Source organism: Oceanicaulis sp. (assembly GCA_040112665.1).
In the GTDB taxonomy this organism is placed as follows: domain Bacteria; phylum Pseudomonadota; class Alphaproteobacteria; order Caulobacterales; family Maricaulaceae; genus Oceanicaulis.
The window spans coordinates 2,706,020-2,719,376 of record CP157796.1; the positions used below are offsets into that span (position 1 = coordinate 2,706,020).

The following is a 13,357-nucleotide window of genomic DNA, read 5'->3' on the forward strand; positions in this document are numbered from 1 at the left end:
AGGCCATGTCTCATGGTCCCTCGCTCTGCTTACATGTGTCAACGCAGGCGCGGTGAACCCGGTTCAGAATTCGGCCCGGCTTAATCCGCCTTATTCAAGGACCAGTCGTACCCATGCCCGCGAATGTCGGGATGGGCGCGAATATGGGCGGCGAGCTCTGGCTCGGCGAAGCGAAGAAGATGCGCGATCACGCCCTCTTCGCTGTCACCGAAATCCTTGCGAAACCAGCGGTATATGCGCGATACCTCAACTCCGTTCTCAACGGGGGTCACTCCGCGCGGATGGTTCACATAGGCGCGCGCCGCCGCATCCAGATCAGCATCGAGAGTTTCGGCGCGCCAGGCGGTCGGTTTGAGGTTGGGACAACCGATCGAGGCGCAATTGACCGCGTAATGCACCATCGCCGCTTCGAAGCTCGGGCGCATGATCTCGTGCTCGATATCGTCGAGCGACAGCGCCTCGCCCTCCACAGTGACCCGCTCCACGCCCCAGGGTCCGATCGCGAACAGGTGCGGCCGGATCTGCCGGATCGAGCGCTCGGGCGCTTCGTCGACGATCAGCTTCACTGTGACTGCGTTATAGAGATTGGCCCAGTAGGCGAAGGCTTCGTCGGCTCTCATCTCGGATGGCCGAGCCGCCTCCAATACGCCGATATAGGCCTCGAGCGCGGCCCGGTCTTCGGCGTCGGAGCGCAGGGCGTCGTAGTCGAACCGGTTCACCCCGTCCGGGCTCTCGACGAGATGCTCGGCGAGGATGGCGTCCCAAGGCGCATGGAGATCCTGTGCGGCAGCCGGCGAGGCGACCAGCGCGACGGCGAAGAGGAAAGGTGCGAAAGCGGCGAGGCGGATCATGGCGGGCTCCGTAACGGCTCGACCTTCAATCTAGAACGCTGCAGCGCCTGCGGCTTGCCGCACCGGTGAATCTCGCCAGTTTGTGATCGATGTCACGCCTTCCAGACCCGATCCGCGAGACGATCGCGCTGCCCGGCGGCGAGATGGCGCTGCTGCGCTGGCCGAACGCTGGCGCGCCGCGCCTTGTGTTCGCGCACGCCAACGGGTTTTGCGCCATGGCTGCTGCGCCCATGCTCGCCCGGCTGGCGAACAGGTTCGACATCGTCGCGCCCGACCTCAGAGGCCATGGCCGCACAGCCCTGCCCGCCGATCCGGCGACCCATCGCAGCTGGAAAGTCTATGCGGACGATCTTTTGTTGCTGAACGCCGCGCTCGACCGGCCGGCGGCCTTCCTGGCGGGCCATTCCATGGGCGCGACGAGCAGTCTTCTGGCCGCCAGCCGGATGGACGACCCGCCCCCGCTCGCCCTTGTCGAACCGGTGATCCTGCCCCCGCCGCTCTATCTCGCCGCGCGCACGCCCGCCTGGGGCCTCTTCAAGCGCTCGATGAGCATCGCCAAGGCCGCCCGCAAGCGCTCGCGCGCCTGGCCGGACAGGGCGGCGGTGCGCACGCGATATAAGGCGAAACCGAACTTCGCGCGCTGGGACGACGCGGCGCTGGACGGTTATCTCGAAGACGGGCTCGCCGAGACCGCAGACGGGGTCGCGCTGTCCTGTTCGCCGGAGTGGGAGGCGGCCAATTACGAGGCGCAGGGACATGATCCCTTCGCCGCAGCCCGGCGCATCGGCGAGCGGGCGCGTGCTTTCAGGGCCGAGCACGGCTCCACGCTCATCGGCGCGGGTGCGCTTCGCCGCCGCGGTGTCCGGATCGACGCGCAGGCCGGGATCGGCCACCTTGCGGTGATGGAGGATCCGGCGCGCGTGGCGGACTGGATCGCATCTGTATGGGACGAGACGCGATGACGATCGATCTTCAGACCCGCGGCCCGGTGCGCATCGTCACGATCAACCGGCCCGACCGCCGCAACGCGGTCGATCGGGCGACCGCTCACGCCCTCGCCGAGGTGTTCCGCCAGTTCGACAACGATCCGGACGTGTCCGTCGCCGTTCTGACCGGCGCGGGCGGTCAGTTCTGCGCGGGCGCGGATCTCAAGGCGATCTCCGAAGGCGATCCCAACCGGGTCGAGCTCGACGGCGACGGTCCGATGGGACCCACGCGCATGCGGCTGTCCAAGCCCGTCATCGCCGCGGTGGAAGGCCACGCGGTCGCCGGCGGGCTTGAGCTGGCGGTCTGGTGCGATCTCAGGGTCATGGCGTCCGACGCGGTGTTCGGCGTGTACTGCCGGCGCTTCGGCGTGCCCCTGATCGACGGCGGCACGGTGCGCCTGCCCCGCCTGATCGGGCAGAGCCGCGCGATGGACATGATCCTGACAGGCCGGCCGGTCCACGCCGCCGAAGCGCTGAGCTGGGGGCTTGCAAACCGGGTGAGTGAGCCTGGGCAAGCGCTTGAAACAGCGATTGAACTGGCAGAACAGATCGCGGCGTTTCCGCAAGCCTGCCTCAGAAACGATCGCGCGAGCGTCTACGACGCGCAGGCGCTTTCAGACCCCGACGCGCTGATCAACGAGACCCGCCGCGGGATGGACACGCTTGCGAGCGGTGAAACCCTCGCGGGCGCGACCCGCTTCAGGGACGGCGAAGGTCGCGGGGGAAAGTTCTAGCTCCTCCCCGGCTCCTTCCCCTAGATGGAGAGGGTCCGCCCGAAGGGCGGCGGTGGGGTGAGGATCGTAGAGCGCTTAAAACTGCATACGCTGGCGTTCCCCCACCCGACCCGGACCTGTCGATCCGCCCCACACTGAGGAGAGAGTTTGCGCGGGCGCTGACAGGGTGTGTTCGCCCCTACCCCGCCGCGCGGCTGGCTTTCTTGCGTTCGTGTTCGAGCAGCAGCTTCTTGCGCACGCGGATGCTCTCGGGGGTCACCTCGACGAGTTCGTCGTCGTTGATGAACTCCAGAGCGTATTCCAGCGTCAGGCGGATCGGGGGGACCAGAACCACCGCCTCGTCGGTGCCAGAGGCGCGCATGTTCGTGAGTTTCTTGCCCTTCAGCGGGTTCACGATCATGTCTTCCTCGCGCGCGTTCACGCCGATGATCATGCCTTCATAGACCTCGACGCCGTGGCCGATGAACAGCTTGCCGCGCTCCTGGATGTTCCACAGTGCGAAGGCGAGCGCCTTGCCGGTGTCCATGGAGATGATCGCGCCCTTAGGCCGCTGGCCGACATCGCCGGCCGCACGCGGGGCGTAGTGATCGAAGGCGTGGAACATCAGGCCCGAGCCCTGGGTCAGGGTCAGGAATTCCGACCGGAAGCCGATCAGCCCGCGCGTGGGCGCGAGATATTCCAGACGCACCCGGCCCTGCCCGTCTGGCACCATGTTCTTGAGCTCAGCCTTGCGCGCGCCGAGCTTTTCCATGACGCCGCCCTGATGGTCTTCCTCGACGTCTACGGTCAGGGTTTCGAAGGGCTCGCAGACCTGGCCGTCGATTTCCTTGGTGATCACCTGGGGACGGCCCACGGCGAGCTCGAAGCCTTCGCGGCGCATGGTCTCGATCAGCACCGAAAGGTGCAGCTCGCCCCGGCCCGAGACGGTGAACTTGTCGGCGTTGTCCTGCTGGACCACGCGCAGGGCGACGTTGTGGATCAGCTCGCGATCGAGCCGGTCCTTGATCTGACGGGAGGTGACGAACTTGCCCTCGCGGCCGGCGAACGGAGAATCGTTCACCTGGAAGGTCATCGAGATCGTCGGCTCGTCCACAGTGAGCGGCGGCAGCGCCTCGACATGTTCGGGATCGCACAGCGTGTCGGAGATGTTCAACGGATCGACGCCGTTGAAGGTGACGATGTCGCCCGCGCTCGCGCTGTCGCGCTCGACCTTCTCAAGGCCGTGGAAGCCGAACACCTGCAGCACCTTGGCCTTGCGGGTCTTGCCGTCCGCGCCGACCACCGCGACCTGCTGGTTCTTCCTAAGCGTGCCGCGGCGGATGCGCCCCAGCCCGATCACGCCGGTATAGCTCGAATAATCCAGCGCGGAGACCTGCAGCTGGAGCGGCGCGTCCTGATCGACTTCAGGCGGGCTCACGCGGTCGACGATCGTCTGGAACAGCGGGCTGAGGTCTTCGCCCCGGCTTTCCGCGTCCAGGCTCGCCCAGCCCTGAAGGGCGCTGGCGTAGACCACGGGGAAGTCCATCTGCTCGTCGTCTGCGCCGAGCCGGTCAAAGAGATCAAACGTCTGATCGACGACCCAGTCGGGCCGTGCGCCGGGACGGTCCACCTTGTTGACCACCACGATCGGTTTGAGGCCGAGCGCCAGCGCCTTTTTGGTCACGAAGGTGGTCTGGGGCATCGGCCCGTCCACCGCGTCCACCAGAAGCAGCACGCAGTCCACCATCGAGAGCACGCGCTCCACCTCGCCGCCGAAATCGGCGTGGCCGGGCGTGTCCACGATGTTGATCGCGTAATCGCCCCAGGTCACGGCGGTGTTCTTGGCGAGGATGGTGATGCCGCGCTCTTTTTCCAGATCGTTGGAGTCCATGACCCGCTCGATCTCGCCGGCGCGGTCGCCCAGCGTCCCCGACTGCTTGAGGAGCTTGTCGACGAGGGTCGTCTTGCCGTGGTCGACGTGTGCGACGATGGCGATGTTGCGGATGCGCTCGACCGGAGCGGTCATGGGGAGGCCCTTCATGCGGGGGAGTGTTTTCGCGCGCCCTCATAGAGGTTTCCGCCTCATAGCGCCAGCACTGGAAACCGCCGGGGCGCGGCGCTAGTCTCCGCCGAAAGAACACTGACGCAAAACCCGTTGTGAAAGTGGGTTTTAGGGGAGAAGCCATGAAAAAGACCCTCGCCCGCCTCGCTGCGGCTTGCGCCGCCTTCGGCCTGAGCGCCGCCGCGCATGCCGAACCGACTGATTTTTTCAAGGTCGACGGGGTGCGCTACGACCCTTCCGTCGCGACCTTCGAATCGGGCGCAGGCTATGAGATCGGCGAGCGGCCGGTGCGCTATGACGACATGCTCGCCTATCTCAGAACGCTCGCAGTCGCCTCGCCGCGCATCGAGGTGGAGACGATCGGCTATTCCCACGAGCGGCGTCCGATTCTGACCTTCACGGTCACGAGCCCCGAGAACCACGCCCGGATCGACGAGATCCGGGAGACCCATCTGGCGCGCCTGCGCGGCGAGGCCGCGCCGGACGCGGCCCCGATGGTGCTGTGGATCAATTTCGGCGTCCACGGCGCGGAGAGCTCGGGCATGGATGCGGCGATCCCGCTGCTCTATCACTTCGCCGCCGCCCAGGGCGAAGCGGTCGAGGCCAAGCTCGACGACGCGGTGATGCTCTTCACCGTCGCGTTCAATCCGGACGGCCACACCCGCCGGATCGACCATACCGAGCGCTTCTGGTCCTACGCCGACAACACCGATCCCAACGACATCGCCCACGATCTGTGGGTCACCGCGCGGACGAACCACTACTGGTTCGACCTCAACCGGCAGTGGCTGCTGCTGACCCAGCCTGAATCCCAAGCCTGGATCCGCAAATGGCATGAATGGAAGCCGATGGTTTCGGCGGACTATCACGAGATGGGATCCGACAGCCCGTTCTACTTCCATCCCGGCGAGCCGCTGCGCCGCAATCCGCTGATTCCCGCGCGCGCCCGCGAGCTGACCTTCGAGATCGGCCGCCGGCATGCGGCCTTCCTGGATTCCGAATCCCGGCTCTATTCCACCCAGGAAGTGTTCGACAATTTCTACATCGGCAAAGGCTCGACCTACCCGCAGATCAACGGCTCGCTCGGCATCCTGTTCGAAGCCGGCGCGGCGCGCGGCGGTGCGATCCAGACCGAACGGGGCCTCGTCGAGCACGCCGACAATGTGCGCACCCAGTTTCGCACCGCGCTGACCACGCTTGAAGGCTCGCTCGACCTGCGCAGCGAGATCACCGCCTATCAGCGCGAGTTCTTCGCCGGCAATCTCTCCCGGGCCCAGCGCGCCGACCAGCAGGGCTGGGTCTTCACCGCGCCCGGCGATCCCGAACGCGCGCGCCGCTTCGTCCGGCTTCTGCGCATGCACGACATCGAGGTTTACGAAAACGGCCGCGACATTCGCGCGGACGGCAAGGTCTATCTCGCCGGTCAAAGCTGGTTCGTGCCCACGGCCCAGCTGCAGCACGCCATGATCCGCGGGATCTTCGACCGGCTGACCGAGTTCGAGGAGAACATCTTCTACGACGTCTCGGGCTGGACCCTGCCGCTCGCCTATGACCTCGATTACGCGCCGGTGCGTGCGGGCCTGTTCCAGGCCGCTCCGGCCCGGCTCGATCTCGCCGACGGCGCTTTCACGCCTGCGCCCGAGCCTGACGAGGCGCCCTACGCCTATGTCTTCGACTGGGGCCACACCTATGCGCCGCGCGCGCTGAACCGCGTGCTCGGCGCCGGCGTTCTGGCCCGCGGCGCGAAGGAAGCCTTCAACGTGGACACGACCACGGGCGAAGCCGCGCTCGACCGCGGCGCGATCGTCGTCCCCCTCGCTGGCCAGACGGTCGGACGCGACGAGATCCACCAGATCATGCGCACGATCGCGGCCGAGGACGGCGTGACGGTTCATGCGGCGACCTCGGGCCTCACCCCGGTCGAGGGGCGCGATCTGGGCGCCTGGAACGTGTTCGAGGCGCTGGAAGCGCCGAAGGTCGTGCTCGCCATCGACGACGGGCTGAGCTGGTATGACGCCGGCGAGATCTGGTGGACGCTGGACTATCGCCACCGCATGCCCGCCACGCTGGTGAAGAAATCCGATCTCGGCCGGCTGGACTGGAGCGAATACACCCACCTCCTCCTGGTCGGCGGCGACGCCGACCTGCCCGAGCGCGCCCAGGAGACGCTCGAACGCTGGATCCGCGGCGGCGGCACGCTTGTCGCCATGACCGACGCCGCGCGCTGGGCCGAAACCGCCTTCTTCGAGGACGACGGCGAAGACGCCGAGAAAGGGCCTGACGACGCCGAGGACGAGACCGTGCGGCGCTACGACGTCTCCGAAATGAACGTCCGCGAAGCCGAGCACGTGATCGGCGGGGCGATCTTCGAGGCCGATCTCGACACCTCCCACCCGCTGGGCTTCGGCTATCGCGACCGCTTCCTGCCGGTGCATCGCAACGAGACCTTCACGCTGCGCCGTCCCGAAGACCCCTATGCGGTTCCCGTGCAGTACGCCGACGCGCCGCTTCTGACCGGTTATGCCTCCGACAAGCGAATCGGCGAGATCGCCGGAACGCCCGCGGTCGTCACACGCAGGCTGGGCGGCGGATCGGTGATCCTGATGGCCGACAATCCCGTGTTCCGCGGGACTTATCCGGGCACCGAGAAGCTTCTGATGAACGCGATCTTCTTCTCCGGGATGATCGACGCGGCGCGGGGCGAGTACGAGGAATAGGCGCAAGGCCTGTCCGCCCCCTCGCACCCCGCCTGCATGATGGCCTCACCTCCCGCCGGGACAGGGCGGATCGCGACCGAAAGGTCCGGGCGGGAGGGCGGCGCTCGAGCGCCGGCGGGGATAACGCACGCGTTTCGCTTGCGAAATCGAACGAACGTTCGCATTATTCGCGCATGAGAACCGCCGAGACCACCCGCACCCGCGTGCTCAACACTGCGCTGGACGCCCTGCCCGATCACGGATTCGGCGGGCTCAGCGTAGGCCGGCTCGCCAGCCTTACCGGGATGTCGAAGAGCGGGCTTATCGCCCGGTTCGGCGATGTCGAACGCCTACAGATCGCACTGGTCGACCACGCTGCGGAGCGATTTTCCGCCTCGGTGATCAAGCCTGCCTTCTCCGCGAGCGCCAAAACGCCCGCCCGTTTGCGCGCCCTCGCCAGCGCCTGGCTCGACTGGCTGGACGCCCGCCGCCCCTGCCCGCTCATGCAGGCTGCGTTCGAATCCTGCGCGCTCGCTGGGACCGCCGGCGAATACGCCCGCGCCGTCCGCGCGCGGTTTCAGCCCTTCGTCGCCGGGCTCGCCCGGCCCGCGCTAGGGGAGCGCGCCGAAGCCTTCGCGTTTTCCTTTGAAGCGATCGGGCTCGCCGCGGGGCTCGCCGCGTTGACGGGCGCAGAAGAAGGCCGGGCCCGCGCCGAGGCCGAATACGACCAAGTTTTCAGCCGTTACGGACTTTGAGCATGCTCGCCGCCAATCTCGCCGCCCGGTTCGCGCCGGAGCGGTTCAAACGCGTCGCCGGCGCCCGTTTCGTCACCCCGCGCGTGAGAAAGCAATCGGACACCGGACGGGACTGGCTCGAGACGCTGACGCCCGTCGATTTCCCCGCGCCTTGCGGCATGCAGCGCGCCTGGACGGGCGGTGACGGCCCGCTCGTGGTCTTTCAGCACGGCTGGGAGGCCGACAGCGCCGACCTCAGCACGATCGGTCGGGCGGTGCTCGGAGCGGGCTTCGCCGTCGCATTGATCGACGGGCCCGCCCACGGCGCGAGCACGGGCGAACGCGCACACATGCTCGCCTTCGCTGAAGGCCTCGCCGCGGCTCAGGCCGCGCTGGGCCGGCCGTTCGCGGTGGTCGCCCATTCGATGGGCCTGCCGGCGACCGTCATCGCCATGACCCGGCACGGGCTTTCGCCGCAGCGCGTCGTCTCGCTTGGCGCGCCCGACGCGCTGGAGGCCAACGTCAAATTCCAGGGCCGGGCCATGGGCCTGTCGGACCGGGCGATCGGTCTGATGCTGGACGCGGTCAGCCATCGCTTCGCAGAGGACGCGCGAAAGCTGTCGGTCGTCGCCGACGCGCCCTCGCTCACCGTACCCGCCCTCATCTGCCACGGACGCGGCGACACGATCGCGCCGCCCGAGGCGGCCGAACGCATGGCCGCCGCCTGGCCGGGCGCCGAACTCGCCCTCTTCGACGATCTCGGCCATCGCGGCGTGCTGCGCGACGAGGCGGTGGTGGCGCGGGTGCTGAGGTTTCTGAAGGGGTGAGCGGGCGGGCGAAGTGACCGCGCGGCGCCGAGCAGACGCCGCGAGAGATGGGGCGGGAAGCTGCAGCCTTCAACGCGAAAAGCCCCGCGCTTTCGCGCAGGGCTCTTCAAACCTGAAAAGGCCGCGAAGACTTAGTCTTCGCTGACGTCCAGGATCTGCTTGCCGCGATACATGCCGGTCTTCAGATCGACATGGTGCGGACGGCGCAGCTCGCCGGTGTCCTTGTCCTCGACATAGGCCGGGTTGTTCAGCGCGTGGTGCGACCGGCGCATGCCGCGCTTGGACGGGGTGGTCTTACGCTTAGGGACCGCCATCGGTCACTCCTGCTGTTCGAAACGCCAAATCCTGCGCGCCCAGGGACTCCCGGCGCGGCTGAGCGGAGGGTGATACTCTGTTCGCAGCCGCGAGGCAACCGTTTCAGGCGCTTCGCCTACACCAATCTCGACTGCGTCACGGCCGCGGCCACGAAACTCGCGAACAGCGGATGCGGGGCGAAGGGCCTCGACTTGTATTCGGGGTGGAACTGCACGCCGATGAACCAAGGGTGGTCGGCGTATTCGACGATCTCGGGCAGCACGCCGTCAGGCGACATGCCGGAGAAGACGAGCCCGGCCGCTTCCAGGCGCTGCTGGTAGGCGATGTTCACCTCGTAGCGGTGCCTGTGGCGCTCCTCGATCCGGCTTTCGCCGTAGATCTCGGCCACGCGCGAGCCGTCCTTAAGTTTGGCGATGTAGGCGCCGAGCCGCATCGTGCCGCCCAGATCGCCGCCCTCGTAGCGGCGTACGACCTCGTTGTCCTTCACCCATTCGGTGAGAAGGCCGACCAGAGGCTCTTTCGCCGAGCCGAATTCGGTCGAGCCCGCGCCCTCGACGCCGGCGAGGTTCCGCGCCGCCTCGATGACGGCCATCTGCATGCCGAAGCAGATGCCGAAATACGGGATCTTGCGCTCGCGGGCGAACTTCGCCGCGGCGATCTTGCCTTCCGCGCCGCGCTCGCCGAAGCCGCCGGGGACCAGGATGGCGTGCACATCCTCGAGGGCGGAGAAATTGTCCGGCTCCTCGAACTGGCTGGCGTCCAGCCAGCGCACGCGCACCTTCACCCCGTTCGCGATGCCGCCGTGATTGAGCGCTTCGAGCAGGGATTTGTAGGCGTCCACCAGCACGGTGTACTTGCCCACAACCGCGATGGTCACCTCCCCGTCGGGATTGTGGACGGTGTGAGAGATCTGCTCCCAGACCGACAGGTCCGGCGCAGGCGCGTCCTCGATCCCGAAGCGTTCGAGCACGACGGTGTCCAGCCCCTGGGCGTGGTATTCCAGCGGCACGTCGTAAAGGCTCGCCGCGTCGCGGCCCTCGATGACGGCGCGTTCGGGCACGTTGCAGAACAGCGCGATCTTGCGCTTGTCGCCCGGATCGATCGGAATCTCGCAGCGGCACAGCAGCACGTCGGGCTGGATGCCGATCGAGAGCAGTTCCTTGACCGAGTGCTGGGTCGGCTTGGTCTTCATCTCGCCCGCCGCCTTGATGAAGGGCAGCAGGGTGACGTGCAGGAACAGCGCCTTGTTCGCGCCGAGCTCCTGGCCGAGCTGACGGATCGCCTCGAAGAAGGGCAGGCCTTCGATGTCGCCCACCGTGCCGCCGATTTCGCACAGCACGAAATCGACATCGCCCGCGTCGGACAGCACGAACGCCTTGATGGCGTCTGTGACGTGCGGGATCACCTGCACGGTCGCGCCCAGATAATCGCCGCGGCGTTCGCGCTCGATGATCTCGGAATAGATCCGGCCGGTGGTGATGTTGTCGCTCTGGGCGGCCGACACGCCGGTGAAGCGCTCGTAATGGCCCAGATCCAGATCGGTCTCGGCCCCGTCGTCCGTGACGTAGACCTCGCCGTGCTGGTACGGACTCATCGTGCCCGGATCGACATTGAGATAGGGGTCGAGCTTGCGCAGCCTGACCTTGTACCCGCGCGCTTGCAAAAGCGCGCCGAGAGCGGCTGAGGCGAGGCCTTTTCCGAGCGAGGAGACCACGCCGCCGGTGATGAAGATGTATCGCGGCATGGGCGGACGGCTTAGCGCAGAATCGCGCCGCCGCAAAGGCCGCGCGCAGACCCTGCGCCGGTTAAGCGCAGCCTGCGCGCAGCTTTTCTTCTAGCGGTTCGGCAGAGCCGGCTCTTCTTCCGCCGGCGCGTCCTGCGGCGCGTCCGCGGGAAGATCGGCCGGCGCGTCGTCCGAACCGGCCGGCGGCTCGTCGAAATCGAACGGCAGTTCGCTGTCGCGGGTCTCCCCGGCGCGGTCGATGACCGAACGGTTTGTGGAATCAACGCCCGAGAGCACCGCCAGGATGATCGAATTGGCGATGAACAGCGCGCCGAGCACCATGGTGGTGCGGGTCAGAAGGTTCGCCGCCCCGCGGCCGCTCATCATGCCGCCCGGGCCGCCGCCGCCGATCCCCAGAGCCCCGCCTTCGGAGCGCTGCATGAGGATGACGGCCACGAGCGCGACGGTCACGAGAAGGTGGATGATGAGCAGTACGGCGGTCATTGGGCTCTCGCGGAAATGGATCAGGACGCCCCGGAGAGCCCGGGGCGCTAGCTGGCCGCGCGTTTTAGCTCAGCCTGATCCGAAGCGCCACCGTCGGTGTGCGTCGGGTTCGCCGCGGCCGACGCCATGCGTTTCTGAAGCGCGGCGGCGGCCTGTTCGATCTCGCTGGCCGAGCGCTCGATCCCGTCGTCTCCGGCGTAGGCGACATAGGCCGCCATGGCGAGCTCCTTGGCCAGGCCCAGATTGCCCGCGCTGAAGCCCTGCGGCTCGCGCAGCTCGGCCGCCACCTCGCACAGCGCCTGTGAGACGCGCTTGGCTTCAGACGAGCGCGAGCGGGCGAGCCGTTGGCGCACTTCACGCGCGCCGCGCTCGAACTCGCCGACATCCATGACCGGCGTGCGGCCTTCCTTCATCTCGCGCAGCCCGGCCTCCGCGCCGATGATCACCCGCAGACACAGACGGCGCAGCCGCTCGCCGTCGACCGTGCGCTGGGCTTCGTCGATCCAGGCGCGCGCCCGGGCCAGCGCGGCGTCGTCCTCGGTGACGACCGCCTTGAGCACGTTCGGCGCTTCGATGGGCGGCGCGCCGCCTGCGCGCTTGGGATCGCGGCGCCGGTCCGGGCCGATATAGTCGCTCGTCACGATGAAGGGCTTGCGCGCCTTGACCAGCGTGCGGATCCGCTCCTCGGCGAAGGCGGTGGAGAAGGGCCGGATGATGACGTCGTCGGCGCCGCAGCTCACCGCCTCGCGGACCACGGCGGTGTCGCGCCGCCAGCTCGTCACCAGGATCGCAGCGAACGGATTGTTGGACACCTCGCCGGCGCGGATCGCGCGCACCAGACCGAAGACTTCGGCCTCATGGTCGGAGGTTTCGATCACCAGAAGATGGGGCGCGTCGTCCTGAACCCGGCGCTTGAGATCGCGCAGGGTGGAGATCGATTCGATCTCCTTGAAGCCGATCTGCTGCAGCGCATAGCGCGTCGTGCGCAGATTGACGTGCACAGGGTCATAGAGCGCCACAGTGGCGCGCGCGTACGCGATCTCGCTCATCACCATCCCCGCATCCCGCTTCGCATGGCGGGAGTTTCGGCCATGTGACGGGAAGTTAGGGAAAACTTCTGAAGATCGCCTTACCGCACCGCGCGGAGCACGCCGGCGAAGTCCTCCGCCTCGAGGCTCGCGCCGCCGACGAGCGCGCCGTCGATGTCGTCCATCGCGAACAGATCCGCCGCGTTTTCAGGCTTCACCGAGCCGCCGTAGAGAATCCGCAGCTCGTCCCGCCCCTCGCCTGGAAACGCGCGGCGGATCTGGGCGTGCATGGCCTGGGCGTCCTCCGGCGTCGCGGTCTTGCCCGTGCCGATCGCCCAGACCGGCTCGTAGGCGATGACAAGTGATTTGGCAGACGCGTCCGCAGGCACGGACCTGGCGAGCTGGGCGATCACCACGTCTTCGGCCTGCCCGGTCTCGCGTTCGGCCAGCGTTTCTCCGATGCAGACGATCGGAACGAGCCCTGCGGCGATCGCCGCCTCGGCCTTGGCGCGCACGAGGTCGTCGCCCTCGCCATGGTTCGAGCGGCGCTCGGAATGACCCACTATGACGTAGCGGCAACCGAGCGCTGCGAGCATGCCCGCAGCGAGATCGCCGGTATGCGCGCCCTCCCCGTGCTGCGAGCAGTCCTGAGCGCCCAGGGCGATCCACGAAGGGAGCCGCTCGGCGAAGGGTGCGATCAACGTTGCGGGCGGGCACAGCGCGGCGTCCACGCCCGGCCCGTCAGCCCCGAAAGCCTCAACGAGATCGTCAGCCCAGGACAGATCGTCCAGGCCGCCGTTCATCTTCCAGTTTCCGGCGATCAGGGCGGGGCGCGTCATGGGCGGGTCTCCGGGTCTGTCGGCGCGAAAGCGGGCGCTAGCGGTACCAGCGGTTCCCCGCCGCGGCAACGCGCAGCCG

The 13,357-nt window shown here is 67.6% G+C and carries 12 protein-coding genes; 5 read left to right on the forward strand and 7 right to left on the reverse strand.

The features are described 5' to 3' along the window. Nucleotides 1–80 precede the first annotated feature (80 nt). Nucleotides 81–851, reverse strand: coding sequence for a DUF547 domain-containing protein (locus ABL308_13365; protein ID XBQ15932.1), 771 nt, complete (start codon nt 849–851; stop codon nt 81–83). Between the two features lie 89 nt (nt 852–940). Here ABL308_13365 and ABL308_13370 point away from each other — a divergent pair, with 89 nt between their 5' ends. Both ABL308_13370 and ABL308_13375 read left to right on the forward strand, forming a co-directional pair. Continuing rightward, nucleotides 941–1,813 (forward strand): alpha/beta hydrolase, encoded by an 873-nt coding sequence (locus tag ABL308_13370; GenBank protein XBQ15933.1) that lies wholly within the window; start codon nt 941–943, stop codon nt 1,811–1,813. Beyond that, a complete protein-coding gene (locus ABL308_13375; protein ID XBQ15934.1) occupies nt 1,810–2,571 on the forward strand; it encodes a crotonase/enoyl-CoA hydratase family protein in 762 nt (253 codons plus the stop codon). The genes ABL308_13370 and ABL308_13375 overlap by 4 nt, the downstream gene beginning before the upstream one ends. A gap of 178 nt (nt 2,572–2,749) precedes the next feature. Here ABL308_13375 and typA read toward each other — a convergent pair whose 3' ends face one another. After that, entirely contained in the window at nt 2,750–4,576 is a 1,827-nt protein-coding gene (gene typA, locus ABL308_13380; GenBank protein ID XBQ15935.1) for a translational GTPase TypA, read from the reverse strand. Nucleotides 4,577–4,734: 158 nt separating this feature from the next. Here typA and ABL308_13385 point away from each other — a divergent pair, with 158 nt between their 5' ends. From ABL308_13385 to ABL308_13395, 3 genes are all read left to right on the forward strand, one after another. Then, nucleotides 4,735–7,329 carry a M14 family zinc carboxypeptidase gene (locus tag ABL308_13385; GenBank protein XBQ15936.1) on the forward strand — a complete coding sequence of 865 codons (2,595 nt, stop codon included), beginning with the start codon at nt 4,735–4,737 and terminating at the stop codon, nt 7,327–7,329. A gap of 173 nt (nt 7,330–7,502) precedes the next feature. Further along, a complete protein-coding gene (locus tag ABL308_13390) occupies nt 7,503–8,063 on the forward strand; it encodes a TetR/AcrR family transcriptional regulator (GenBank protein XBQ15937.1) in 561 nt (186 codons plus the stop codon). Between the two features lie 2 nt (nt 8,064–8,065). Beyond that, nucleotides 8,066–8,869 (forward strand): alpha/beta fold hydrolase, encoded by an 804-nt coding sequence (locus tag ABL308_13395; protein ID XBQ15938.1) that lies wholly within the window; start codon nt 8,066–8,068, stop codon nt 8,867–8,869. A 131-nt stretch (nt 8,870–9,000) separates the two neighbouring features. On the opposite strand, the gene rpmF is transcribed toward ABL308_13395, so the two are convergent. The 5 genes from rpmF to tpiA form a co-directional block, all read right to left on the reverse strand. Next, a complete protein-coding gene (gene rpmF, locus ABL308_13400; GenBank protein XBQ15939.1) occupies nt 9,001–9,183 on the reverse strand; it encodes a 50S ribosomal protein L32 in 183 nt (60 codons plus the stop codon). A gap of 116 nt (nt 9,184–9,299) precedes the next feature. Next, nucleotides 9,300–10,928, reverse strand: a complete 1,629-nt coding sequence (locus tag ABL308_13405) for a CTP synthase (GenBank protein ID XBQ15940.1) — start codon at nt 10,926–10,928, stop codon at nt 9,300–9,302. Between the two features lie 90 nt (nt 10,929–11,018). Further along, entirely contained in the window at nt 11,019–11,411 is a 393-nt protein-coding gene (gene secG / locus ABL308_13410) for a preprotein translocase subunit SecG (GenBank protein XBQ15941.1), read from the reverse strand. A 47-nt stretch (nt 11,412–11,458) separates the two neighbouring features. Beyond that, nucleotides 11,459–12,460, reverse strand: a complete 1,002-nt coding sequence (locus ABL308_13415; protein ID XBQ15942.1) for a response regulator receiver protein — start codon at nt 12,458–12,460, stop codon at nt 11,459–11,461. A gap of 80 nt (nt 12,461–12,540) precedes the next feature. Continuing rightward, entirely contained in the window at nt 12,541–13,278 is a 738-nt protein-coding gene (gene tpiA / locus ABL308_13420) for a triose-phosphate isomerase (GenBank protein XBQ15943.1), read from the reverse strand. Nucleotides 13,279–13,357: the final 79 nt, after the last annotated feature.

Excerpts from the sequence above, each read along its gene's own strand:
- ABL308_13390 (XBQ15937.1), top strand. The coding sequence starts at position 7,503 with ATGAGAACCGCCGAGACCACCCGCACCCGCGTGCTCAACACTGCGCTG.
- typA (XBQ15935.1), bottom strand. The coding sequence starts at position 4,576 with ATGACCGCTCCGGTCGAGCGCATCCGCAACATCGCCATCGTCGCACAC.
- ABL308_13375 (XBQ15934.1), top strand. The coding sequence starts at position 1,810 with ATGACGATCGATCTTCAGACCCGCGGCCCGGTGCGCATCGTCACGATC.
- tpiA (XBQ15943.1), bottom strand. The coding sequence starts at position 13,278 with ATGACGCGCCCCGCCCTGATCGCCGGAAACTGGAAGATGAACGGCGGC.
- ABL308_13405 (XBQ15940.1), bottom strand. The coding sequence starts at position 10,928 with ATGCCGCGATACATCTTCATCACCGGCGGCGTGGTCTCCTCGCTCGGA.
- ABL308_13385 (XBQ15936.1), top strand. The coding sequence starts at position 4,735 with ATGAAAAAGACCCTCGCCCGCCTCGCTGCGGCTTGCGCCGCCTTCGGC.
- ABL308_13365 (XBQ15932.1), bottom strand. The coding sequence starts at position 851 with ATGATCCGCCTCGCCGCTTTCGCACCTTTCCTCTTCGCCGTCGCGCTG.
- ABL308_13415 (XBQ15942.1), bottom strand. The coding sequence starts at position 12,460 with ATGAGCGAGATCGCGTACGCGCGCGCCACTGTGGCGCTCTATGACCCT.
- ABL308_13395 (XBQ15938.1), top strand. The coding sequence starts at position 8,066 with ATGCTCGCCGCCAATCTCGCCGCCCGGTTCGCGCCGGAGCGGTTCAAA.
- rpmF (XBQ15939.1), bottom strand. The coding sequence starts at position 9,183 with ATGGCGGTCCCTAAGCGTAAGACCACCCCGTCCAAGCGCGGCATGCGC.
- ABL308_13370 (XBQ15933.1), top strand. The coding sequence starts at position 941 with ATGTCACGCCTTCCAGACCCGATCCGCGAGACGATCGCGCTGCCCGGC.
- secG (XBQ15941.1), bottom strand. The coding sequence starts at position 11,411 with ATGACCGCCGTACTGCTCATCATCCACCTTCTCGTGACCGTCGCGCTC.